Genomic DNA, 19,841 nt, shown 5'->3' with positions numbered 1-19,841 from the left:
GGCGGGCCCAACGCCGCGCCAGCCGGCCCGCCCCGGCGCCGCCGCGGCCTATGCCCGCCGGAGCGTCTACCTGTGTAGCGGGCCGGCGCACATGCCATCCGGCCAGTGTATCAAGCGGCCCTGGACCGCTCAGGAGCGGTGATAGATCTCCGCCCCCTTCTTCACGAACTCCACCGCCTTCTCCTGCATCCCCTTGTTCAGGGCTTCGGCCTCGCTGACGCCGATCTGCTCCGCGTATTCGCGCACGTCCTGCGTGATCTTCATGCTGCAGAAGTGCGGCCCGCACATCGAGCAGAAGTGGGCGACCTTCATCGAGTCCTTGGGCAGGGTTTCGTCGTGGAAGTCCTTGGCGGTGTCCGGGTCCAGGCCGAGATTGAACTGGTCTTCCCAGCGGAATTCGAAGCGCGCCTTGGACAGCGCGTTGTCGCGGATCTGCGCGCCGGGGTGGCCCTTGGCGAGGTCGGCGGCGTGGGCGGCGATCTTGTAGGTGATGATGCCGTCCTTGACGTCCTTCTTGTTGGGCAGGCCCAGGTGTTCCTTGGGCGTGACGTAACAGAGCATGGCCGTGCCGTACCAGCCGATCTGCGCCGCGCCGATGCCGGAGGTGATGTGGTCGTAGCCGGGCGCGATGTCGGTGGTCAGGGGGCCGAGCGTGTAGAAGGGCGCTTCGTGGCAATGCTCGAGCTGCAGGTCCATGTTTTCCTTGATCATGTGCATGGGCACATGGCCGGGGCCTTCGATCATGACCTGCACGTCGTGCTTCCAGGCGACCTGGGTCAGTTCGCCCAGGGTGCGCAGCTCGGACAGCTGCGCTTCGTCGTTGGCGTCGTAGATCGAGCCCGGACGCAGGCCGTCGCCCAGCGAGAAGCTGACGTCGTAGGCCTTCATGATCTCGCAGATTTCCTCGAAGCGCTCGTACAGGAAGCTTTCCTTGTGGTGCGCCAGACACCACTTGGCCATGATGGAGCCGCCGCGCGAGACGATGCCCGTCATGCGCTTGGCGGTCAGCGGCACGAAGGGCAGGCGCACGCCGGCGTGGATGGTGAAGTAGTCCACGCCCTGTTCAGCTTGTTCGATCAGCGTGTCGCGGAAGATTTCCCAGGTCAGTTCCTCGGCCTTGCCGTCGACCTTCTCCAGCGCCTGGTAGATGGGCACGGTGCCGATGGGCACGGGCGAGTTGCGGATGATCCACTCGCGCGTTTCGTGGATGTGCTTGCCGGTGGACAGGTCCATGACGGTGTCGCCGCCCCAGCGGATGGACCATGTCATCTTCTCGACTTCCTCGGCGATGGAAGAGCTGACGGCCGAGTTGCCGATGTTGGCGTTGATCTTGACCAGGAAGTTGCGGCCGATGGCCATCGGCTCGCTTTCCGGGTGATTGATGTTGGCGGGAATGATCGCACGGCCGCGGGCCACTTCGTCGCGCACGAACTCGGGCGTGATGCGCGCGGGGATCGAGGCGCCGAAGGACTGGCCCGGGTGCTGGCGGCCCAGCAGCTCGGCCAGGCGCTGGCCCTGCGGGCCGCTGGCGCGCAGGGATTCGATGTATTGCTCGCGCCGCAGGTTTTCGCGGATCGCGACGAATTCCATTTCCGGCGTGACGATGCCGCGGCGCGCGTAGTGCATCTGCGTCACGTTGGCGCCGGCCTTGGCGCGGCGCGGGGCGCGGTGCAGGTTGAAGCGCAGCTCGGCCAGCTTGGGATCGGCCAGGCGTTCGCGGCCGTAGGCGCTGCTGGGGCCGTCGAGCTGTTCCGTGTCGCCGCGTTCGGCGATCCAGTTCTCGCGCAGCGGCGCCAGGCCCGAGCGGATGTCGATCTTGACGTCGGGGTCGGTATAGGGGCCGCTGGTGTCGTAGACGGTGATGGGCGGGTTCTTTTCGCCGCCGAACATGGTGGGCGTGTCGGCCTGCTCGATCTCGCGGAAGGGCACGCGGATGTCGGGGCGCGAGCCCTGTTCGTAGACCTTGCGCGACTTCGGCAGCGGCTGGATGGCGGCCTGGTCGACCTGGGCCGTGGCGGCGATGAACTTGGGATTGGCGTTCATGGAAGCTCCAAGAAAAAGGTTTCCGGAGCCGAACGAAGGAAGGGATTTTCCGGGGGGCCCCCGGGGACGTCCGTGCACGGACTGGGGGGGCGGCCTGGGGCCGCATGCCGGGAACGCGAGGTTCCGCCGGAAAACGCTCCCTGCATCGGCATTATCCGTACAGGTGCTGAGGGTGTCATCTCAACCCACGCCGAACCGGCGATGAGTACCCCTGCGTCACGGGCGTAAGTATAGGCCGGCGGCGGTCAATGTCCAGCGCGCGTTTCTTGCGCGTTGCACCATGAAGCGTGTCAGGACCGCAGGCCTGGCCTGGCCGACTCGGTCAGCAAGCGCTCCTGCACGCGCTGGGCGGTTTCCATCACGTGCTTGCGCATGAGGCGCGCCGCTTCGTCGGCCTGCAGGGACACCGCCGCCTGGAACAGTTTTTCGTGTTCGTTCTCGCGGCCCTTGCGGTACTCGGCCGTGATGCGGGAGTAGCGGCGGTAGTAGGTGGAGGCTTCGAACATCTGGTTGCAGTAGTCGATCATCCAGCGCGAGCGGCAGCCGGCGATCAGGGCGGTATGGAAGTCCCGGTGCGCGGCTTCCCACTCGGGATTCTCGCGGGGGCCGTCCTTGCCCTTCAGATAGCGGTCCAGCCGCGCCAGGCGGTGGTAGGCCTGGACCAGTCCCTGGACCCAGGTCTGGTCCGCGTAGTCGATGGACGCTCGCAGGGCGATGTCGTTGAGCCAGGACCGCGTGCGCGAGAGCTCTTCCAGGTGCGCGCCGCCGAAGTTGGGCACGGCGAAGCCGCGCCGGTCGTGCTGTACGACCAGGCCCTCGCGCGACAGCCGCGTCAGCGCCTCTCGCAGCGGGGCGAGGCCGACCTCGTAGCGTTCGCTCAACTGGCGGGTGCCCAGCTTCTGGCCGGGTGCGTAATGGGCGTCCACGATGTCGCGCCGCAGACGCTCGTAGGTCTGCGAGGCGAGGGTGGCGGGCACGATGCGGCCGGCGTGGCCAAGGCCGCGCCCGACGGCTACACCCTGCTGCACGTGACGACCTCGTTCGTCATCAATCCCCATGTCTACAAGAAGCTGCCCTACGACATCGGCAAGGACTTCGTGCCGGTGGTGAACGTGGCGACCGGCACGGGCTACCTGCTGATGGTCAATCCCGCGCTGCCCGTGCGCACGGTGGCCGAGCTGGTGGACTATGGCCGCAAGGCCGCCAAGCCGATCACGTATTCGTCGCCCGGCATAGGCAACACCCTGCACCTGGCGGGCGAGCTGTTCGCCGCGCGCGCCGGCATGAGCATGCTGCACGTGCCGTACAAGAGCGCCTCGCAGGCGCTGAACGCGGTGGCGGCGGGCGACGTGGACATCATGTTCATTCCGCCCACGATCGCGCTGCCCTATGTCCAGTCGGGCAAGGTGCGCACGCTGGGCTTCACCGGCGAGCAGCGCACGCCCGAGTATCCGGATGCGCCGACCATGGCGCAGGCGGGCGTTGCCGACTTCGTGCTGCCGGCGGCCTGGCAGGGCCTGTTCGCGCCGGCCGGAACGCCGCAGGCGGCGATCGACACGATCGCGGCCACCGTGCGCGACATCGTCGCCCAGCCGGCGTTCGCCAAGATGCTGCGCGATGGTGGCTATGAACCCGACCCGCGCGCCGGCCAGGCGTTCGCGGAACTGGTGCGCACCGATTCCGCCCGCTACGCGGAAGCCGTCAAGCGCGCCGGTATCGAAGCCCAATGATCCGATGACCAGGACCGAACGAGGAAACGACATGGATGTATTGAACCTGCACGCCGGCGCGACCGAGATCCATCCGCCCGCCGGCTTCCTGCTGCCCGGCGGCAAGCGCATAGGCGTGGTGTTCCGCATGGCCTACGAATGGTGGTCGGACGGCGCGTGGCCGGGCATCGGCCCCATGGGCAATCCGCTCAAGGGCGGCATTCCCGACCTGAACGCGGTCGGCTGGGCCGAGTACGGACATCGCCGCGGCGTGCACCGCGTGCTCGAGGCGCTGGCGCGCAACGGCGTCCGGGCCTCGATCCTGGTGAGCGGGATCATGGCCGAGCGCTATCCGGAAGAGGTGAAGGACATCGCCCAGGCCGGCCACGACGTCGTCGCGCATTCGTACGCGATGGACGTGATCCCCGCCTATCTGGACGAGGCGCAGGAGCGCGACAACATCCGCCGCACGACCGACCTGATCGCGGCGGCGACGGGCACGGCGCCGCTGGGGTGGATCAGTCCGCGCGGCACGCCCAGCCACCGCACGGCGCGCCTGCTGGCCCAGGCCGGCTATCTCTGGCATGGCGACACGCTGAACGACGACATGCCCTACCTGGTGGATTTCGGCGACCACGCGATCGTGGCCGTGCCCGGTACCATGGAAGTGAACGACCTGCCGCTGGTGATGCGCCATGGCCAGCCGCCCAGCGCCATGGTGGACATCTTCGAGGACTGGCTCGACTACGTCCGCAAGTGGGAGCGCACGCCGCAGAAGATCGATCCCACGGTGCATGCCCACGTATGCGGGCGCCCGGCCGGGATGGCGGCGTTCCAGCGGCTGCTGGAGATCGCCACGGCGGCGGACGACGTCTGGATAGGCACGCGCGCCGAGCTTGCCCGGCACCTGATGCAGGCCATCGGCCGCCCCGTGCCGGCCCACCAACAGCCATAGGCGGAAGACTCATGGATCTGCAGATTCGCGGCCGCAAGGCCATCGTGTGCGCGTCCACGCGCGGGTTGGGGCGGGCTTGCGCCGCCTCGCTGGCGCGCGAGGGCGTGCATGTCGTGATCAACGGCCGCTCGCCGGATTCGGCGGCCGCCGCCGCCCGGGAGCTGGCCGCCGAAACCGGCGGCGCCGTGCGCGCGATCGCGGCGGACATCAATACCGACGCGGGCCGCGCGGCGCTGGTGTCGGCCTGCCCGGACGCCGACATCCTGGTGACGAACAACGAGGGGCCGGCGCCCGGGCGCTTCGTCGACTGGGAGCGCGAAGACTATCTGCGGGCGATCGAGGCCAACATGCTGGCGCCCGCCCTGCTGATCCGCGCGCTGTTGCCCGGCATGCGAGCCCGGAGATTCGGCCGCATCGTCAACATCACGTCGGCCATGGTGAAATCGCCCAGCCCGGCCATGGGTTTGTCGACGTCCGCGCGCACCGGCCTGACGGCGTTGTGCAAGGCCATCTCGCGCGAGGTGGTGGCCGACAACGTCACCATCAACAACCTGCTGCCCGAGCGTTTCGACACCGACCGCCAGCGCTTCATGGCCGAGCGCATGGTGCGCGAGCAGGGCCTGGGCTATGAGGAAGCGCGGCAGCGCATCGTCGACACCATCGCGGCCGGCAGGCTGGGGCAGCCGCGGGAGTTCGGCGATGCCTGCGCCTTCCTGTGCAGCGCGCAGGCCGGGTATCTGTCGGGGCAGAACCTGCAATTGGACGGAGGATCGTATCGCGGGGTGTTCTGAACGGCCCCGTCTGCAAGGGGAGCCCGGTTTTCTTCACTGGATCCTGTGATGCGCCGGGCGGCGCGATTTTCGAGAATGCCGACATTGCCTATTCATTCAGTAAGGAGTCGAGCATGTCGAAATCGTTGACCGCACTTTGCGCCGCCTTGATGGCGGCATCGCTGGCCGCCTGCGGGGGCGGCGGCGGTGATGATTCGGGCGGTGGCGGAGGCGGCGGTGGGGGCGGCGGCGACGGCAAGACGCTCAGCGAGAAACAGATCTGGTACGGCCACGAGACGGCGTTCTCGGCCGTGTCCCTGCACCAGGCGTTCGAACCCATGCTCGAGAACGGAATCGTCATTGGCCGGGACGGCACGCCCGAGTGCCTGGACGGCGGGACGGTCTCGGGCGTCTGGACCGATGCGGATGACAGCGGCACCCTGTCGGCCGGGGACTCGGTGGCATTGACCATGAACGACTGTCGCGTGTCCGACAACGGCATTCCGTTCACGGGCAAGGCGACGGTCGATTTCGACGAGGTGGAGGGCGACCTGCTGGAAGAGGAGTCGGACTGGACATTGGCCGCCAGGGTCACGCTGGGCGAGGGCGCGTCCTTCGACGGGACGTCCGCGTCGGGAACGGCATCGGTGAAGGCGTCCAACGACGTGAGTTCGGCCGAACCCAAGGGGCAGCGCGCCGAGTTCGATATTCCCGCGATCGTCCTGACCGAGGATGGCGGTGCCGTGACGATGAAGTTCAAGGACTACGCCGTGGCCGTGGCCTACGATCCCACGACGGATGCCGATACCTATTCGCGCATTTCGTTCTCGGTCAGCGGCTCGGATCCGGTGCTCGGCCCCGACTACGCCTACGACGCCAGCATGACCGAGACGGTCCGCTTTTCGCATGAGGCGGGCGGTTTCCTGGCGGGTGCGTTCGCCACGAAGACCGCGGCCGAAACGATCACCACCCGCTTCCAGGCGAATGGCAACGCGCCGGGCACCGTCACCTTCTCGTCCAGCCTGGGCGGCAGCAAGACGATGACCTACGGGGAATTCGACGACCTGTAATCACGATCAGTCCCCCGGCGTCAGCAGGCCCAGGTGTCCCATCAGCCGCACCAGGTCTGCCTGCCGCCGGGTCTGGGTCTTGTCGAAGATCGATCGCAGCTGCGTACGCAGTGTGTTGAGCGAAACGCCCAGGGTTTCGGCAACGGTGGGCAGCGGATCGTCGTGCCGGGCCAGGTGGTGGGCCAGGCGGATTTCCGCCGGCGTCAGCCGGAACAGGGTACGCAGCAGCGTGCCCCTCGGGGTGGGACGCCATTGCGGCCCCTGCGCGGCAAGCAGCGCCAGGGCGTCGCCGCCGCGCAGGTCTTGGGTGAGCGGACATGGCAGGACGATGAGCCGGCCGCCGTCTGGTAGCGCGAGCGAGCCGGCCGAGGGGGCCTCGGCGCCGTGGCCGCAGGCCCTGTCCAGCAGCCGGCGGATGGGCTGGGGCAGGCTGGAGGCGCGGGCGCCCAGGGGGCAGTCGGGCTGTTGCCGCCAGATGTCGCCCAGGTGGTTGGACTGCACGATGCGGCCGCGCGCGGAACAGACCAGCAGCGGGAAGCCGAGCCGGTCCAGCATGTGCCGCAGAAGCAGCGATTCGGCTTGTTGCTGGCGGAATCGAAGTTGCAGGTGCAAGGCGGTGCGCAGATGGGGCAACACGGCATGCATCAGCCGGGTCTCATCGTCGTCCAGCGGCGGACGGCCGTTTTCCCTTTGCACGGAAAAGGTGTACATGCGCTCTTCGTCCTGTCCCAGCGGGAGCAGGGCATAGGTGCCCAGGCCGTTCGGCTTCAGGAACTCCTGGTAGAAGGGTTCGCGCTGCAGGCGCGCCTGGCCATGGAATTCGTAGTCCAGGTAGATGCGGCCCGATGCGAGCAGCGACGATGCCGCGCGGCCAGGGTCCAGGTCCTGCATTTCGTTGAAATGCGCGATGACCTTGGGCGGCAGGCCGATGAGCTCGTCCAGTTCCAGCGAGTCCGTCGGCACGTGCAGGGCCACCTGACCGGCGCTGGCCGCGCCGAGCGACAGGCTGATGTCACGCAGCGACTGCCGCCATTGGTCCTCCGAAAGGACGCCGTCATAGAGCCGCTCCAGCAAGTGGAGTGCAGTCCCTTTCGTATCCATCGGTATATCTATTCTGTGTCCGGGGCGGACCGCCGCGGCCGCAGATGCCTGGCGGAATTCCCGGGATGTGTCGAAGGGTAACGGTCACCATAGCCGCAAACGAGAGGCATGCGCAACTCGTGCGGTTCTACACCGGGCTGCCCAGTTCCCCCAGCCGCCCCGCGATCATGTCCACGCAGGCCCGGACGATGGGATCGGTCTGGTCGACATATTGGAGGCTGGCCTCGTCCGGCGCCTGCCGGCGAACGATGAACAGCGTGATGTGCATGCCCGGGTCGGTGATGGGGCGCGCGACGACCTCGCCCCGCTCCAACTCGCGGACGATGGCGCCCAGGGGCATGACGGCCGCCGCCGCGCCGCGCAGCACCAGGTCGCGCTGGCTGGTGATGGAGTGCGTCTCGCACTGGATGCGGGGCTGCGTGCCTTTCTCGAAGGCGCTGGCTTCGACCAGCCGGCGCGCGACGTCGCGTTCGTTGCCCAGCACCAGCTCGTGCGCCAATACTTCGTCCATGGTGACGGGGCCGCAGGAAGGCGCCAGGTCGGCCCGGACCGTCAGCAGCAGCCGTTCCTTCAGCACCGGGGTCGTGGACAAGCCGGGGTGGGGCGATACGGAATAGGCCAGCGCGGCATCGATGTCCTTGCGCTCGAGCGCGTCCACCAGCAGGAAGCTCGGGTTCTCGTACAGCTGCAGGTCGATGTGGGGGTACCGGCGCTTCAGGGTCAGCAGCAGGTCCGAGCCGATCAGCAGCATGGTGCTGGAGGTCAGCCCCAGGTTGAAGCGGACCGGCGCGGCCTGGTCGGCGCGCCGTACGTCATCCTGAGTCCGTGCGACCAGCTCGAAGATCTGGCGCGACCGTTCCAGCAGCAGGCTGCCGGCCGGCGTCGGATCCACGCCGCGCGAATGCCGCGACAACAGCGGAACGCCCAGGGCCGCCTCGAGCTCGCGCATATGGGTGCCCAGGGCCGGCTGGGCGATGTGCAGCTGTTCCGCGGCGCGGGTGATGTTTCTCGTCTCCACGACCTTGGCGAAGTATTCGAGTCGCTTCAGCGTGATCATAGGCGGCAGGCATGGGGGATTCCGCCCTATAGTAGGCCGATTCCGCCGCGGCCGGCACCGCGGCGGAAGGTGGCGAGCTATTGGGTGCCGGCCAGCCCCGCCCGCTGGACCATGCCGCCGAACCGGTCGATCTCTCGCCGCATGTAGTCCCCGTACTCGGCCAGGACGCGGCCGTCGGGGACGATGCCCAGGTCGGCCAGTTTGCGCCGCACGTCGGGCTGGGCCACGGCGTGGCGGGCGGCTTCGGCCAGTTTGCGCAGGTGTTCGGGCGGCGTCCCGCGCGGTGCCAGCAGGCCGATGTCGGCGGTGAATACGTAGCCGGGCAGGCCGCTTTCCTCCAGCGTCGGCACGTCGGGCAACTGCGCGACGCGCGCCTTGCTGGTCACGCCCAGCAGCCGCAGGCGGCCCGCCCGCACCAGCCCTTCTATCGAGGGCAGGCCGGCCAGCAGCATGTCGGCCGTCCCCGCCGCGACGGGGGCGGAAGGCTGTTCGCGGAACGGGACATGCATGATGTCGATGCCGGCCGAGCGGCGGATCTCCTCGAACATGACGTGGTGCAGCGAACCGATGCCTATGGTGCCGTAGGTGAGCTTGCCCGGAGCGGCCTTGGCCTGTGCCACCATCTCCCGGAACGAGTTGGCCTTCAGCGAGGGGCCGGCCGTCAGGAACAGCTGGGCGGCGCCCAGGAAGGCGATGGGCTCGAAACTGTCCATGCCCTGGTAGGGCAGCTTCTTGTACAGCGTGGGGTTGATGGTAAGCGGGCTGGAGTCGGCCACCAGCAGGGTGTAGCCATCGGGATTGGCCTTGGCCACCGATTCCAGGGCGATGATGCTGCCCGCGCCGGTCTTGTTCTCGACGGCGATGGGCTGCCCCAGCGAGGCGGACATGTGCTGGCCCACCAGGCGCGCGATGACGTCGGGCACGCCGCCGGTGGGCGCGGCCACCACCATCTTGATCGGACGGCTGGGAAACCCGGCGTCGGCATGGCCAGCGGCGGGAGCCATCGCCAGCAGCAGGGCGGCGAATAGAGCTGGCTTTTTCATGTCAGGCCTCCACCGGTTGCGCGATGCGGGAAAGATGGGCGATGACCTCGTCTAGCGGGACGACGTCGCCGTACTTCGCATCCATGTCGAGCAGACTCTGGCGATGGGCCGCGCCGGAGCGGTCGCCCACGGCTTCGGGCGCGACGATGGGGCGGAAGCCGCTCTGCACCGCGTCCACCACCGTCGCCCGCACGCAGCCGCTGGTGGTGCAGCCCGTCACGATGACGGTATCCACGCCTTGCGAGACCAGGCGCGCGGCCAGGTCCGTGCCGGCGAAGCAGCTCGCGTATTTCTTGGACATGATGGAGTCGCCATCCACCGTGTCCAGGCGCGGATCGAGTCGGACGTTGTCGCTGCCTTCCAGCAGGCTGGCCATGCCGCCCATCTTGCGCTGCCAGACGCCGGCGTCGGACAGGTCGGCCCGGTAGCCCACCGTGAAGAAATGAATGGGCGCGCCGATCCGGCGGCATGCGGCGACGAGGCGGTTGGTGGCGAGCACCGCCTGCTTCAGGTCGGCGCCCAGGGGCTGCGCCGGGTCCGTGAAGCCGCGGATCATGTCGACGACGATCAGCGCGCAGTGGCGCCCGAAACCGATGCGGCGCCCGAAGCCCTTTTCCTTGAACAAGGGGTCGTCGATCTGCAAGTCCTGGTCCATTTCTCCTCCATGGAATGTGAACGGCCACTCGGTGGCTCTGGAGGAGAATTGGACCGCGCGGGAGGCGGCCCTGTCCAAGACGGGTTTCGGCTGGAAGCCATACGTGCGGGGTATGGCTGGCGCCGGCGGCTAGAACTTGTAGGTCGCGCTGGCGATGATGCTGCGGCGCGCGCCGTACCAGCAATCCCCGCGCGACAGGCACGTCGCCACGTAGGTCTTGTCGGTCAGGTTGTTCAGGTTGAGCGCGTAGCGCCAGTGGTCGGTCTCGTACGAGACCATGGCGTCGAACAGCGTGACCAATGGCGTGGTGGGGGCCACGCCATCGCGGAACGAGCTCATCCAGCGCACTCCGGCTCCCAGCGCGAAGCCGTTGACGCCACCCAGCGCGAAGCGCCACTTGCCCCAGGCCGCGGCCTGGTGGCGCGGCATGCCTTCGAGCGACTTGTCCAGGTCGATGTAGTTGTAGTGTGCGATCAGATCGAAGCCGCGGGTGATCGCGCCGCGATACTCGAGCTCCAGGCCTTTGGTCTTGGTCGCGCCCACCTGGATGGAATAGAGCGGATTGGCCGGATCGCCCGCCAACTGGTTCTTTTCCTTGAGCTGGTAGACCGAGGCGGTGGCCATCCGCCGGCCGTCGGCCGACTGATGCTTGACGCCCAGCTCCCACTGTTCGCCGCGCAGGGGCTTGAAGCGCGCGCCGTCCTTGTCGGTGCCCGGCACGGGCGTGAAGGATTCGCTGTAGTTGATGTAGGGCGCCAGGCCGTTGTCGGCCACGTACATCACCCCCAGGCGCTTGGTCGTGGCGTTGTCTTTTTCGTCGGCGCTGCCCGCCAGTCCGGCGGTTGTTCGATCGTGGCGCACGCCCGCGGCGACGATCCAGTGCTTGCCTATCTTCATCTGGTCCTGCAGGTACAGGCCCGCCTGGCGCAGCGTATAGCGCGGCTCGTCGGTCAGCACGGGCGGCGTGTAGTTGCCGTAGACCGGATCGTAGGCGTCGATGGTGCCGCCGTCTGCGGCGCCGCTGCGGCGATCGCGGCGGTAGCGGGTCCAGTCGAAGCCCAGCAGTACCTGGTGCTGCACGATGCCGGTCTGCAGCTTGCCGGTCAGGTGCTGGTCCAGCGTGTCGATGCGTACCTTGGTGATGGCGTCGTCCGCATAGCGGGCGATGCGGCGCTGGTTGATCGGGTCGGCGGCCCAGCCGCCCGGATCGGTGAACGAGTCCGCATAATGCGTCAGGTAATCCACCTTGTTGTTGGCATGGCGAAAGCCCTGGCTGAAGGACCACTGGTCGTTGAAGCGGTGCTCGAACAGCCAGCCGAACGAGGTGCGGCGCGAATCGTAGCGGTCGTGGCCGGGTTCGCCGATGAAGCGGCTGGTGGGAATCCTGCCGTTGGGGTTGTCGGTGCGCATGCCCGACCACGGCATGAACTGCGCGGTCGAGCCGCTTTCATCCTTCTGCCACAGGCCTTGCAGCGTGAGCGAGGTCGATGCGCTGGGACGCCACGTCAGCGAGGGCATGACCAGGCTGCGGTTGTCCTTCACATGATCGACCTGGGTGTCGGCATCGCGCTTGAGCGCGACGAGCCGGTACAGCCACTGTCCGTCGGCCGTCAGCGGCCCGGTCAGGTCCACCTGCGCCTGCTTGCGGCCGCGGTTGCCCAGTTGTATGCCCGCTTCGCCCTGGAATTCGGCCTGCGGGCGCTTGCTGACCATGTTGATGATGCCGCCGGTGCTGCCCTGGCCGTACAGCATGGCGGCCGGCCCGCGCAGCACTTCCAGGCGCTCCAGCGTGTAGGGTTCGATACGGGTGGTGCTGGTGTAGTAGTCGTAGTGCTGGCGCAGGCCGTCCAGGTACAGGGTGGGCTCGGTGCCGCGTATGCGGACCGAATCGGCGCGCGAGTCGATGCCATAGGCGTCGGACCGCACGCCGGCCGCGTAGCCCAGCGCGTCCTGCAGATTGGTGGTACCCTGGTCCGTCAACTGGTCGCGCGTGACCACGGTGACCGACTGCGGCGTCTCGTGCAATGGCGTGTCCGTCTTGGTGGCCGTGGCCGAGCGCCTGGCGGCGTAGCCGTAGACGGGGCCGGTGGCGGTCTCGCGCTCGGGGGTGGCTTCGACGCGGATTTCCTGCAAGGTGGCCGGTTCGGTGGTCTGCGCGAGCAGGGCGGCGGGAAGCGCGCCCAGCGCGGCGGCCAGGCCCGCGCGGCGCAGTGGGGTGGAGAAGGATGGCATGGGAACGACGTCCGACGTGGGTGGAAATAAATCTTTTAATGATAATTATTATCAATTCTATTTCAATGGGGAAGTTGTAAGAGTCGGATCGTTCGGGACAGCTTGCGAAGGACAAAAAAAGCGGCCTGGAAAGGCCGCTCCGCAGGAGGGCGTGGCAAGGCCCGGCGGCTGGGCCGGGCCGGCCGTCATGGCTTGGCGTTGGGGAAGAACAACTGCTGGCCGTCGATCTTGTAGCTGGCGATGGTCTGCTGGCCGGCGGGGGAAATGACCCAGTCGACGAACTTCTGGGCGGCCGCGGCCTTGACGTGCGGATGCTTGGCCGGATTGACCACCATCACGCCATATTGGTTGAACAGGCGTTCGTCCCCTTCCACGAGCACGGTCAGCTTGCCCCGGTTCTTGAAGCTGAGCCAGGTGCCTCGGTCCGACAGCACGTAGGCGCCGGTGGAGGACGCCATGTTCAGCGCGGGTCCCATGCCGCAGCCGCAGGCCTTGTAGCCGCTGCCTTTCTTGTCGTCCAGGCCGGCTTCCTTCCAGTAGCGCAGCTCGGCCGAGTGCGTGCCGCTCTTGTCGCCGCGGGAGATGAACTCGGCGTTTGCCGCCGACAGCTTCTTCAGCGCCTGGACGATGTCCTTGCCCTTGACGCCGGCGGGATCGGCGGCGGGGCCGATCAGCACGAAGTCGTTGTACATGACCGGGTAGCGCTTGACGCCGTAGCCCTCGGCGATGAATTTCTCCTCGGCGGCCTGGTCGTGCACGAACAGCACGTCGGCGTCCCCGCGCCGGCCGGTGTCCAGCGCCTGGCCCGTACCCTGCGCGACCACCTTGATGTCGATGCCGCTGGCCTTCTTGAAGGCCGGCAGCAGGTGGGCGAACAGGCCGGACTGCTCGGTGGACGTGGTCGAGGCCATGACGATGGTGTCGGCGGCCGCGGGCAGGCTGGCCAGGGCGGCGGCCGCGGGCAGCAGGCAGCCCAGGACCAGCGGACGCAGGCGATGGAAGAGCTTCATATTTTTTCTCCTTTGACGAAAAGACCGGCTTCCTCGGGCAGCGGCCCGTTGAAGAAGGCGTGGACGGGAAGGTCCGCCAGCACGCGGCCCCGTTCCAGATAGACCACGCGGCTGGCCAGGCGCTTGACCTGGCCCAGGTTGTGGCTGCTGAACACCATGGTCATGGTGCGTCCCGAGCGCGGCTGCGCGAATTCCTGCATCAAGGCTTCCACCTCGCGCTTGGCGTGCGGATCGAGATTGGCGGTGGGTTCGTCCAGCAGGAGAGCGTCCGCATCCATGGCCCAGGCCTGGGCCAGCGCCACGCGCTGCTGCTGCCCGCCGGACAGCGCCTTGGCGTTGCGGCCGGCCAGTTCGGCCATGTCGACGCGCGCCAGCGCGTCCACCGCGGACTGCCGCGCCTGGCGCCATCCCATGCCTCGCAGCCACAGTCCCAGCGCGACGTTGTTCCGTACCGAGGTGCGCAGCATGTGCGGCCGCTGGAACACCAGGGCCTGCCGGTTGCGCGGCAGGCAGGAGACGGTGCCCGAAGTGGGGGCGAGCAGGCCGTGCAGCACGCGCAGCAGCGTGCTCTTGCCGCTGCCGTTCGTACCGACCAGGGCGACGCGCTCGCCCGCGTGGATGGACAGGTCGACCCCGTGCAGCGCGCGCACCCGCCCGTAGTGCAGATCGACGTCGCGCAGCGAGAACAGGGCCGGCGCAGGGGCTGGCTCCCGCACGTCCGCCGCGGCCGGAATCGCGAGGGCCGGGTCGGCGTCCAGGGGCATGATCGAGGCCACGCGTTTCATGCGGCCGGACCCGGCATGCGCAGCCACGCGGACAGGCCCGCGTCGCGCCGTTCGCGCCAGCGGCGCACCAGCGAGATCAGCGTGTTCAGCAGCAGCACCACGGCCAGCAGCACCATGCCCAGCGCCACGGCCAGGGGCAGGTCGCCCTTGCTGGTCTCGAGCGCGATGGCCGTCGTCATGACCCGCGTGTAGCCCTCGATGTTGCCGCCGACGACCATCACGGCGCCCACTTCCGAGACCGCCCGGCCGAATGCCGCGATGAGGATGGTCAGCAGCGCGAAACGCTCGTCCCAGGTCAGCAGCAGCCCGCGCATGAAGGTGCCCGCGCCCAGCGAACGCAACTGCTCGCCATGGCTGCGGTCGGCATCCTCGACCACCTGCCGCGTCAACGCCATGACCACCGGCAGCACCAGGATGGACTGCGCCACCACCATGGCCTGGAACGAGAACATCCAGCCCAGAAAGCCCAGCGGCCCCGACCGCGACAGCAGCAGGTAGACCAGCAGCCCCACCACGACGGAGGGCAAGGCGAGCATGGTGTTGAGCAGCGTCAGCACGGCCCCCCGTCCCGGGAATCGCGCCACCCCCAGCCATGCCCCCAGCAGCAGCCCGGCGGCACAGGCCAGCAGACAGGCACAGGCACTGACCGCCAGCGACAACCTGACGATGTCGAGCAGGACGGGATCGAGAGAGGTGATGAGGCGCAGCGCTGTGACCGCGCTTTCCGCAAGAGTGTTCATGCCGTCTTCAAATGTGCCGCCCCAGCGTAACGGAGTGGAACAGACGAAGCGATATGAAGTAGTTTGCATAGGCGCCGGACACACCAAGGAAACCGCGGATCTGGCTTTGCCAGTCCGCCGGTTTCGCCCCCTTGAGGGGGCCCGCGCAAGCGGGTAGGGGGTGGGCTTCCCTTACGCGCGAAGCGCGTAAGGGGGGGGCTATACTCCAGCAGTGCATCAGATCGAGCTTTCCTATACCTTTGGCGTACCGCGCGCCCATGCCGCCTCCATCCGCAATCCGCTGATGGACCTGCTGCATGCCATCCGCGAACAGGGCTCGATCTCGGCCGCCGCCAAGGCCCTGGACCTGTCCTATCGCCACGTATGGGGCGAACTCAAACGCTGGGAGAAACAGCTCGGACACGCGCTGGTGGTCTGGGACAAGGGCCAGCCCGCGCGGCTGACCGAATTCGGCAACAAGCTGCTGTGGGCCGAGCGGCAGGCGCAGGCGCGGCTGGCGCCGCAGATCGGCGCCCTGTATGCCGACCTGGAGCGGGCCTTCGCGGTCGCTTTCGACGACGCGGCCCACGTGGTCGCCCTGCATGCCAGCCACGACGACGCGCTGGCGTCGCTGCGCGAGCACGCCGTGGCCAGCGACAAGCTGCACCTGGACATACGCTTCACCGGCAGCGTCGACGCGATCAAGGCCTTGAACGAAGGCCGGTGCGTGATGGCGGGCTTTCATGCCCCCGCCGATTCTCCGCCGGGCTCGCTGGCCGAGCGCACCTACAAGCCGCTGCTCGAACCCGGCCAGCACAAGATCATCGGCTTCGCGCGACGCAGCCAGGGGCTGATGGTGGCGCGGGGCAACCCGCTGGGCATCGCCTCGCTGGCCGATCTCGCGCGGCCCGACGTGCGTTTCGTGAATCGCCCGCTGGGCACGGGCACGCGCGTGCTGCTGGATGAACTGCTGGCCAGGCAGGCCTTGCCGCCGTCGGCCATCCAGGGCTACGCCCATACCGAGCCGTCGCACACGGCGGTGGCGCACGCGGTCGCCTCGGGCGCCGCGGACGCGGGCCTGGGCATCGAGGTCGCCGCCCGGGCCAGCCGGCTGGATTTCATTCCGCTGGTGTCCGAAAACTATTTCCTGGTGTGCCTGAAGTCCACGCTGGAACTGCCGTCCACGCAAGCCTTGCTGGGCATCCTGCGCAGCGAGGCCTGGCAGCGCAGGCTGGCGGCCATGCCGGGGTACCGGCCGCAGCAAAGCGGCGAGGTGCTGTCGATGCGGCGCGTGCTGCCCTGGTGGAATTTCCGCACGCCCAAGGCCGGCAAGCGCGGCTGAGGCGGTCCGGTCAGGCGTCCTGCGGCGCGGCTCGAACCGGGCGGGGCGCGGTGGCCAGTTCCGGCTGCAGGACCAGCCGCCAGGGCGCCGTATAGCAGAGGAAATGCTTGTTGGTGGCGCGGCCGATCGCGCACAGGCCCAGCCGCTCGGCCAGTTCGAAACCCATCTGCGTGATGCCGCTGCGCGAGACGACGATGGGGATGCCCATCTGCGCCGCCTTGATGATCATTTCGCTGGTGAGCCGCCCCGTGGTGTAGAACACCTTGTCGTCGCCCGCCATCCGGGCCGGGTCCTGCAGCCACATCCATCCGGCGATGGTGTCGATGGCGTTGTGGCGCCCCACGTCCTCGACGAACATCAGCATGCGCTCGCCCTGGAACAACGCGCACCCGTGCACGGAGCCGGCGGACTTGTAGGTGGTTTCCTGCAGCCTTATGGCATCCAGCAGGCCGTAGAGCTGGCCCTGGGTGAGACGCGCGTCGCCGGGCAGGCGGATGTCGTCGATCTCGTCCATCAGCCCGCCGAAGACGCTGCCCTGGCCGCAGCCGGTGGTGACCACGCGCTGGGAGGTGCGGGCTTCCAGGTCCTGGATGCCGTCGCGTGTCTGCACGGCCGCCGCCTGGACTTCCCAATCGACCGTGACCGCCTCGACCTCGTCTATCGAACGCACCAGGCGCTGGTTGCGCAGATAGCCCAGCACCAGCAGTTCGGGCATGGCGCCCAGGGTCATCAGCGTGACCAGTTCACGCTTGTCGACGTAGACGGTCAGCGAGCGCTCGGCCGGGATGGAAACCGTATCGCGTATGCCGTGTTCGTTGACGACGGCGATCTCGCGCGTCAGCGGGGCACGGGCATCGGTCAGGAAAGGACGGTGGCGGGGCGATGCGGTCACTGTTTGGGCGTGGCGGCGTCGGGCGCCGCGGAATTGTGCGGCGCCTTGGCCGTTTCCGACGGCGAGTGCGCGCCCGCGGCTTCCAGCGGCTTGGCCTCGGGCGGCGTGTAGACGAACGGGCCCGGATCGGCGCAGGGCGGCGTGGACGCGGATGCGTGGACGGGCTTGCCGGCGGCGCGCGCGCTGGCGAAATAGGCGGCCGCGGCCTTGTCCTGCGCCTGGCAGAGCTTGTAGCCGTCGACCTTGGCGGCCCAGGCCGTGCGGGCGGCCGCCTCGGCCGCCTTGGCCTGGGCCTCGGGGCTGGGTGGGGGCAGCTTGGCCAGGGAGGCGGTGGAGAAGACGGCCAGCAGCAGCGCGAGGGCGGTTTTCATGCAGGATCTCCTGGTCGGGGCCGGCGGTTCAGGCGTTCGCCGGCCGGGTGTCCGGCTTCTTCTGGGCGGGCTGGGTGCGCTGGGCGGGGATCTTGCCCGCCTGGATGTCGTTGTACCAGAGTTCGTGGTGCTCGCGGGCCCAGGCCTCGTCCACGTAGCCGGTCTTCATGGCCTTGTAGGCGCCCTTCATGCCTATGGTGCCCAGGTAGATGTGGCCCATGAACATGCACATCATCAGGATGGTCGCCACGGCGTGGACCATGTGCGCGACCTGCATGGTGCCGCGGGTGTAGACCAGGCCGGGGATGACCCGGTCCAGCACCAGCCCGGATCCGATGACGATGAAGCCCAGGAACAGCACGCCGCCCCAGAACACGAGCTTTTCCCCGGCGTTGAAGCGGCCGGTGGGGATGTGCTGGCCGTTGAACAGTCCGCCGCCCTTGCGCAGCCAGACCATGTCGTCGCGCGTGGGCAGGTTGTCGCGGATGAAGGTGAGGAAGACCACCACCAGCGAGACCGCGAACAGCGGGCCCACGAAGTTGTGGGCGGTCTTGAGCAGCCAGGTCATCCAGCCGAACAGGGCACTGCCCATGATGGGCAGCAGGAAGAACTTGCCGAAGGCCATGATCAGGCCCGAGATCGCCAGGATCACGAAGGCGATGGCGTTGACCCAGTGGGCCGCCCGCTCGAAGTACGTGAAGCGCTCGATCTTGCGGCCGGTCTCGGCGCCGTGGACGGTAAGCGGGCCCTTGGTGAAATAGAACAGCGCGATGGCCACCAGCACGATCAACAGCAGCGAGCCGCCGTAGGGGATCAGCCAGTTGTTGCGCACCTGGCGCCAGGCTTCGCCGGCCGAGGTGTATTTCGAGCCCGGGTACTGCACGAAACGCTGGATCAGCACGCCGGCCTCCGGAGCTTCGCTGCGCGGCAGGCTGCTATAGCCGGGCTGCCCGGAGTTGACCAGGCGCCAGTTCGGCGCGTTGTTGCCCGGCTGGACCTTGGCGCGTTCGGCGTTGGTCTGGTCGGCATAGCCCGGGTCCTGGCTGGCGTCGGGCTTGACCTCGAAGATGTTGGCGCTCTGGATGGCACCCATCGAGGTGCCGGCGGGGGGCTGCGCGGCATCCGCCGCCTGGGCGGCGGGGGATCCCAGCATGGCGCCGAACAGCGCCAGCGCGGCAAGTAGCGACCGTAACATGGCGACCTCCGGTCAGTTCACCCGGGTGTATTCGTTCTGGCCTCGCTGGGCCCGGGTCTTGAGTTCCTGCTCCCAGCTGTTCCGGTCGCCCGGCGTCCAGCCCGGCGCGGTGAAGGCCGAGACGCCCGTGCCCTTGTACGCGGGCTCGCCGTTCTGGACCTTGCCCTGGTAGAGCGATTGGTCACGTTCGGTACAGGCGGCCGTGCCGAAAACGAGCAGGACGGCGAGAAAGATGCTGGCTTTCATCACTTGCCTCCGGTGTTCGTGCCGCCCGGCTGCGGGTTCTGCGGCGGCTGGCCGGCCTGCTTGGAGCCGTAGGCGGTGCCCCAGCCCCAGACTTCGGCGCCCTTGCCGCGCGTGACCACGCGGGTGCGGAAGATGTCGGCGATCACGTCGCCGTCGCCGCCCAGCAGCGCCTTGGTCGAGCACATCTCGGCGCAGGCGGGCAGCTTGCCCTCGGCCAGCCGGTTGCGGCCGTATTTCTTGAATTCTTCCTCGCTGCCGTGGGCCTCGGGGCCGCCGGCGCAGAACGTGCATTTGTCCATCTTGCCGCGCACGCCGAAGGTGCCCTGCGAGGGAAATTGCGGGGCACCGAACGGACAGGCGTACGAGCAGTAGCCGCAGCCTATGCAGGTGTCCTTGTTGTGCAGCACCACGCCTTCGTCGGTGTGATAGAAGCAGTTGACGGGGCAGACCGCCATGCAGGGCGCGTCGCTGCAGTGCATGCACGCCACCGAAATGGATTTCTCGCCCGGCACGCCGTCGTTCAGCGTGACCACGCGGCGGCGGTTCACGCCCCACGGCACCTCGTGCTCGTTCTTGCACGCGGTGACGCAGGCGTTGCATTCGATGCAGCGCTCCGCATCGCAGATGAACTTCATTCTGGCCATGG

The 19,841-nt window shown here is 68.1% G+C and carries 20 protein-coding genes and 1 riboswitch; of the genes, 5 read left to right on the top strand and 15 right to left on the bottom strand.

Going from position 1 to position 19,841, the window contains the following annotated elements:
* Window positions 1-129: 129 nt before the first annotated feature.
* Complete coding sequence (thiC, locus tag CDO46_RS04095) at window positions 130-2,043, bottom strand: phosphomethylpyrimidine synthase ThiC (protein WP_087837273.1); 1,914 nt, start codon at window positions 2,041-2,043, stop codon at window positions 130-132.
* A 120-nt stretch (window positions 2,044-2,163) separates the two neighbouring features.
* Window positions 2,164-2,266: riboswitch (TPP riboswitch) on the bottom strand.
* Between the two features lie 67 nt (window positions 2,267-2,333).
* Complete coding sequence (locus CDO46_RS04090) at window positions 2,334-3,020, bottom strand: GntR family transcriptional regulator (RefSeq protein ID WP_165963009.1); 687 nt, start codon at window positions 3,018-3,020, stop codon at window positions 2,334-2,336.
* Between the two features lie 12 nt (window positions 3,021-3,032).
* Here CDO46_RS04090 and CDO46_RS04085 point away from each other — a divergent pair, with 12 nt between their 5' ends.
* The 4 genes from CDO46_RS04085 (at window position 3,033) to CDO46_RS28270 (ending at window position 6,547) form a co-directional block, all read left to right on the top strand.
* A complete protein-coding gene (locus CDO46_RS04085) occupies window positions 3,033-3,773 on the top strand; it encodes a tripartite tricarboxylate transporter substrate binding protein (protein ID WP_176400653.1) in 741 nt (246 codons plus the stop codon).
* Window positions 3,774-3,804: 31 nt separating this feature from the next.
* Window positions 3,805-4,707, top strand: a complete 903-nt coding sequence (locus CDO46_RS04080) for a polysaccharide deacetylase family protein (RefSeq protein ID WP_176400652.1) — start codon at window positions 3,805-3,807, stop codon at window positions 4,705-4,707.
* 11 nt (window positions 4,708-4,718) lie between these two features.
* The gene (locus CDO46_RS04075) at window positions 4,719-5,498 is read left to right on the top strand and encodes an SDR family oxidoreductase (protein WP_087837269.1); all 780 of its coding nucleotides are present in this window, start codon (window positions 4,719-4,721) and stop codon (window positions 5,496-5,498) included.
* A gap of 113 nt (window positions 5,499-5,611) precedes the next feature.
* Window positions 5,612-6,547, top strand: coding sequence for a hypothetical protein (locus CDO46_RS28270; RefSeq protein ID WP_087779401.1), 936 nt, complete (start codon window positions 5,612-5,614; stop codon window positions 6,545-6,547).
* Window positions 6,548-6,553: 6 nt separating this feature from the next.
* Here CDO46_RS28270 and CDO46_RS04065 read toward each other — a convergent pair whose 3' ends face one another.
* The 8 genes from CDO46_RS04065 to CDO46_RS04030 all read right to left on the bottom strand — a co-directional run bounded on the left by CDO46_RS04065 (window position 6,554) and on the right by CDO46_RS04030 (window position 15,170).
* On the bottom strand, window positions 6,554-7,648 hold the full coding sequence (locus tag CDO46_RS04065; protein WP_132978966.1) for a helix-turn-helix transcriptional regulator: 1,095 nt from the start codon (window positions 7,646-7,648) through the stop codon (window positions 6,554-6,556).
* Window positions 7,649-7,775: 127 nt separating this feature from the next.
* A complete protein-coding gene (locus tag CDO46_RS04060) occupies window positions 7,776-8,705 on the bottom strand; it encodes a LysR family transcriptional regulator (RefSeq protein ID WP_087779403.1) in 930 nt (309 codons plus the stop codon).
* A gap of 77 nt (window positions 8,706-8,782) precedes the next feature.
* Window positions 8,783-9,748 (bottom strand): tripartite tricarboxylate transporter substrate binding protein, encoded by a 966-nt coding sequence (locus CDO46_RS04055; RefSeq protein WP_087779404.1) that lies wholly within the window; start codon window positions 9,746-9,748, stop codon window positions 8,783-8,785.
* Window position 9,749: 1 nt separating this feature from the next.
* Entirely contained in the window at window positions 9,750-10,403 is a 654-nt protein-coding gene (locus CDO46_RS04050; RefSeq protein ID WP_087779405.1) for an isochorismatase family protein, read from the bottom strand.
* Between the two features lie 129 nt (window positions 10,404-10,532).
* Complete coding sequence (locus CDO46_RS04045) at window positions 10,533-12,635, bottom strand: TonB-dependent siderophore receptor (RefSeq protein WP_087837268.1); 2,103 nt, start codon at window positions 12,633-12,635, stop codon at window positions 10,533-10,535.
* 185 nt (window positions 12,636-12,820) lie between these two features.
* Entirely contained in the window at window positions 12,821-13,645 is an 825-nt protein-coding gene (locus tag CDO46_RS04040) for an extracellular solute-binding protein (RefSeq protein ID WP_087837267.1), read from the bottom strand.
* Window positions 13,642-14,430, bottom strand: coding sequence for a phosphate ABC transporter ATP-binding protein (locus CDO46_RS04035; protein WP_242621380.1), 789 nt, complete (start codon window positions 14,428-14,430; stop codon window positions 13,642-13,644). Before CDO46_RS04035 ends, CDO46_RS04040 begins: the two co-directional genes overlap by 4 nt.
* A complete protein-coding gene (locus CDO46_RS04030) occupies window positions 14,427-15,170 on the bottom strand; it encodes an ABC transporter permease (RefSeq protein ID WP_087837266.1) in 744 nt (247 codons plus the stop codon). Before CDO46_RS04030 ends, CDO46_RS04035 begins: the two co-directional genes overlap by 4 nt.
* A gap of 211 nt (window positions 15,171-15,381) precedes the next feature.
* Here CDO46_RS04030 and CDO46_RS04025 point away from each other — a divergent pair, with 211 nt between their 5' ends.
* Entirely contained in the window at window positions 15,382-16,491 is a 1,110-nt protein-coding gene (locus tag CDO46_RS04025; RefSeq protein WP_087837265.1) for a substrate-binding domain-containing protein, read from the top strand.
* Between the two features lie 10 nt (window positions 16,492-16,501).
* On the opposite strand, the gene CDO46_RS04020 is transcribed toward CDO46_RS04025, so the two are convergent.
* The 5 genes from CDO46_RS04020 to fdh3B are packed head-to-tail and all read right to left on the bottom strand — an operon-like array spanning window position 16,502 to window position 19,839.
* Window positions 16,502-17,383, bottom strand: coding sequence for a formate dehydrogenase accessory sulfurtransferase FdhD (locus CDO46_RS04020; protein ID WP_087837264.1), 882 nt, complete (start codon window positions 17,381-17,383; stop codon window positions 16,502-16,504).
* Window positions 17,380-17,754: a hypothetical protein gene (locus tag CDO46_RS04015; protein ID WP_087837263.1), complete on the bottom strand. Its 375-nt coding sequence runs from the start codon at window positions 17,752-17,754 to the stop codon at window positions 17,380-17,382. Before CDO46_RS04015 ends, CDO46_RS04020 begins: the two co-directional genes overlap by 4 nt.
* A 28-nt stretch (window positions 17,755-17,782) precedes the next feature.
* Window positions 17,783-18,949, bottom strand: a complete 1,167-nt coding sequence (locus tag CDO46_RS04010) for a formate dehydrogenase subunit gamma (protein WP_087837262.1) — start codon at window positions 18,947-18,949, stop codon at window positions 17,783-17,785.
* A 12-nt stretch (window positions 18,950-18,961) separates the two neighbouring features.
* Complete coding sequence (locus CDO46_RS04005) at window positions 18,962-19,195, bottom strand: hypothetical protein (protein WP_087837261.1); 234 nt, start codon at window positions 19,193-19,195, stop codon at window positions 18,962-18,964.
* A complete protein-coding gene (gene fdh3B, locus CDO46_RS04000) occupies window positions 19,195-19,839 on the bottom strand; it encodes a formate dehydrogenase FDH3 subunit beta (protein WP_087837260.1) in 645 nt (214 codons plus the stop codon). The genes CDO46_RS04005 and fdh3B overlap by 1 nt, the downstream gene beginning before the upstream one ends.
* Window positions 19,840-19,841: the final 2 nt, after the last annotated feature.

Source organism: Pigmentiphaga sp. NML030171 (assembly GCF_002188635.1).
Lineage (GTDB): Bacteria > Pseudomonadota > Gammaproteobacteria > Burkholderiales > Burkholderiaceae_B > Pigmentiphaga > Pigmentiphaga daeguensis.
Note: the sequence above shows the minus strand (reverse complement) of the source record. Positions and strands in the feature narration are given on the sequence as shown.

What these genes read in the sequence shown, in the direction of transcription:
- thiC (WP_087837273.1), bottom strand. Translation starts at nt 2,043, where the DNA reads ATGAACGCCAATCCCAAGTTCATCGCCGCCACGGCCCAGGTCGACCAG.
- CDO46_RS04080 (WP_176400652.1), top strand. Translation starts at nt 3,805, where the DNA reads ATGGATGTATTGAACCTGCACGCCGGCGCGACCGAGATCCATCCGCCC.
- CDO46_RS04075 (WP_087837269.1), top strand. Translation starts at nt 4,719, where the DNA reads ATGGATCTGCAGATTCGCGGCCGCAAGGCCATCGTGTGCGCGTCCACG.
- CDO46_RS28270 (WP_087779401.1), top strand. Translation starts at nt 5,612, where the DNA reads ATGTCGAAATCGTTGACCGCACTTTGCGCCGCCTTGATGGCGGCATCG.
- CDO46_RS04065 (WP_132978966.1), bottom strand. Translation starts at nt 7,648, where the DNA reads ATGGATACGAAAGGGACTGCACTCCACTTGCTGGAGCGGCTCTATGAC.
- CDO46_RS04060 (WP_087779403.1), bottom strand. Translation starts at nt 8,705, where the DNA reads ATGATCACGCTGAAGCGACTCGAATACTTCGCCAAGGTCGTGGAGACG.
- CDO46_RS04055 (WP_087779404.1), bottom strand. Translation starts at nt 9,748, where the DNA reads ATGAAAAAGCCAGCTCTATTCGCCGCCCTGCTGCTGGCGATGGCTCCC.
- CDO46_RS04050 (WP_087779405.1), bottom strand. Translation starts at nt 10,403, where the DNA reads ATGGACCAGGACTTGCAGATCGACGACCCCTTGTTCAAGGAAAAGGGC.
- CDO46_RS04045 (WP_087837268.1), bottom strand. Translation starts at nt 12,635, where the DNA reads ATGCCATCCTTCTCCACCCCACTGCGCCGCGCGGGCCTGGCCGCCGCG.
- CDO46_RS04040 (WP_087837267.1), bottom strand. Translation starts at nt 13,645, where the DNA reads ATGAAGCTCTTCCATCGCCTGCGTCCGCTGGTCCTGGGCTGCCTGCTG.
- CDO46_RS04035 (WP_242621380.1), bottom strand. Translation starts at nt 14,430, where the DNA reads ATGAAACGCGTGGCCTCGATCATGCCCCTGGACGCCGACCCGGCCCTC.
- CDO46_RS04030 (WP_087837266.1), bottom strand. Translation starts at nt 15,170, where the DNA reads ATGAACACTCTTGCGGAAAGCGCGGTCACAGCGCTGCGCCTCATCACC.
- CDO46_RS04015 (WP_087837263.1), bottom strand. Translation starts at nt 17,754, where the DNA reads ATGAAAACCGCCCTCGCGCTGCTGCTGGCCGTCTTCTCCACCGCCTCC.
- CDO46_RS04010 (WP_087837262.1), bottom strand. Translation starts at nt 18,949, where the DNA reads ATGTTACGGTCGCTACTTGCCGCGCTGGCGCTGTTCGGCGCCATGCTG.
- CDO46_RS04005 (WP_087837261.1), bottom strand. Translation starts at nt 19,195, where the DNA reads ATGAAAGCCAGCATCTTTCTCGCCGTCCTGCTCGTTTTCGGCACGGCC.
- fdh3B (WP_087837260.1), bottom strand. Translation starts at nt 19,839, where the DNA reads ATGGCCAGAATGAAGTTCATCTGCGATGCGGAGCGCTGCATCGAATGC.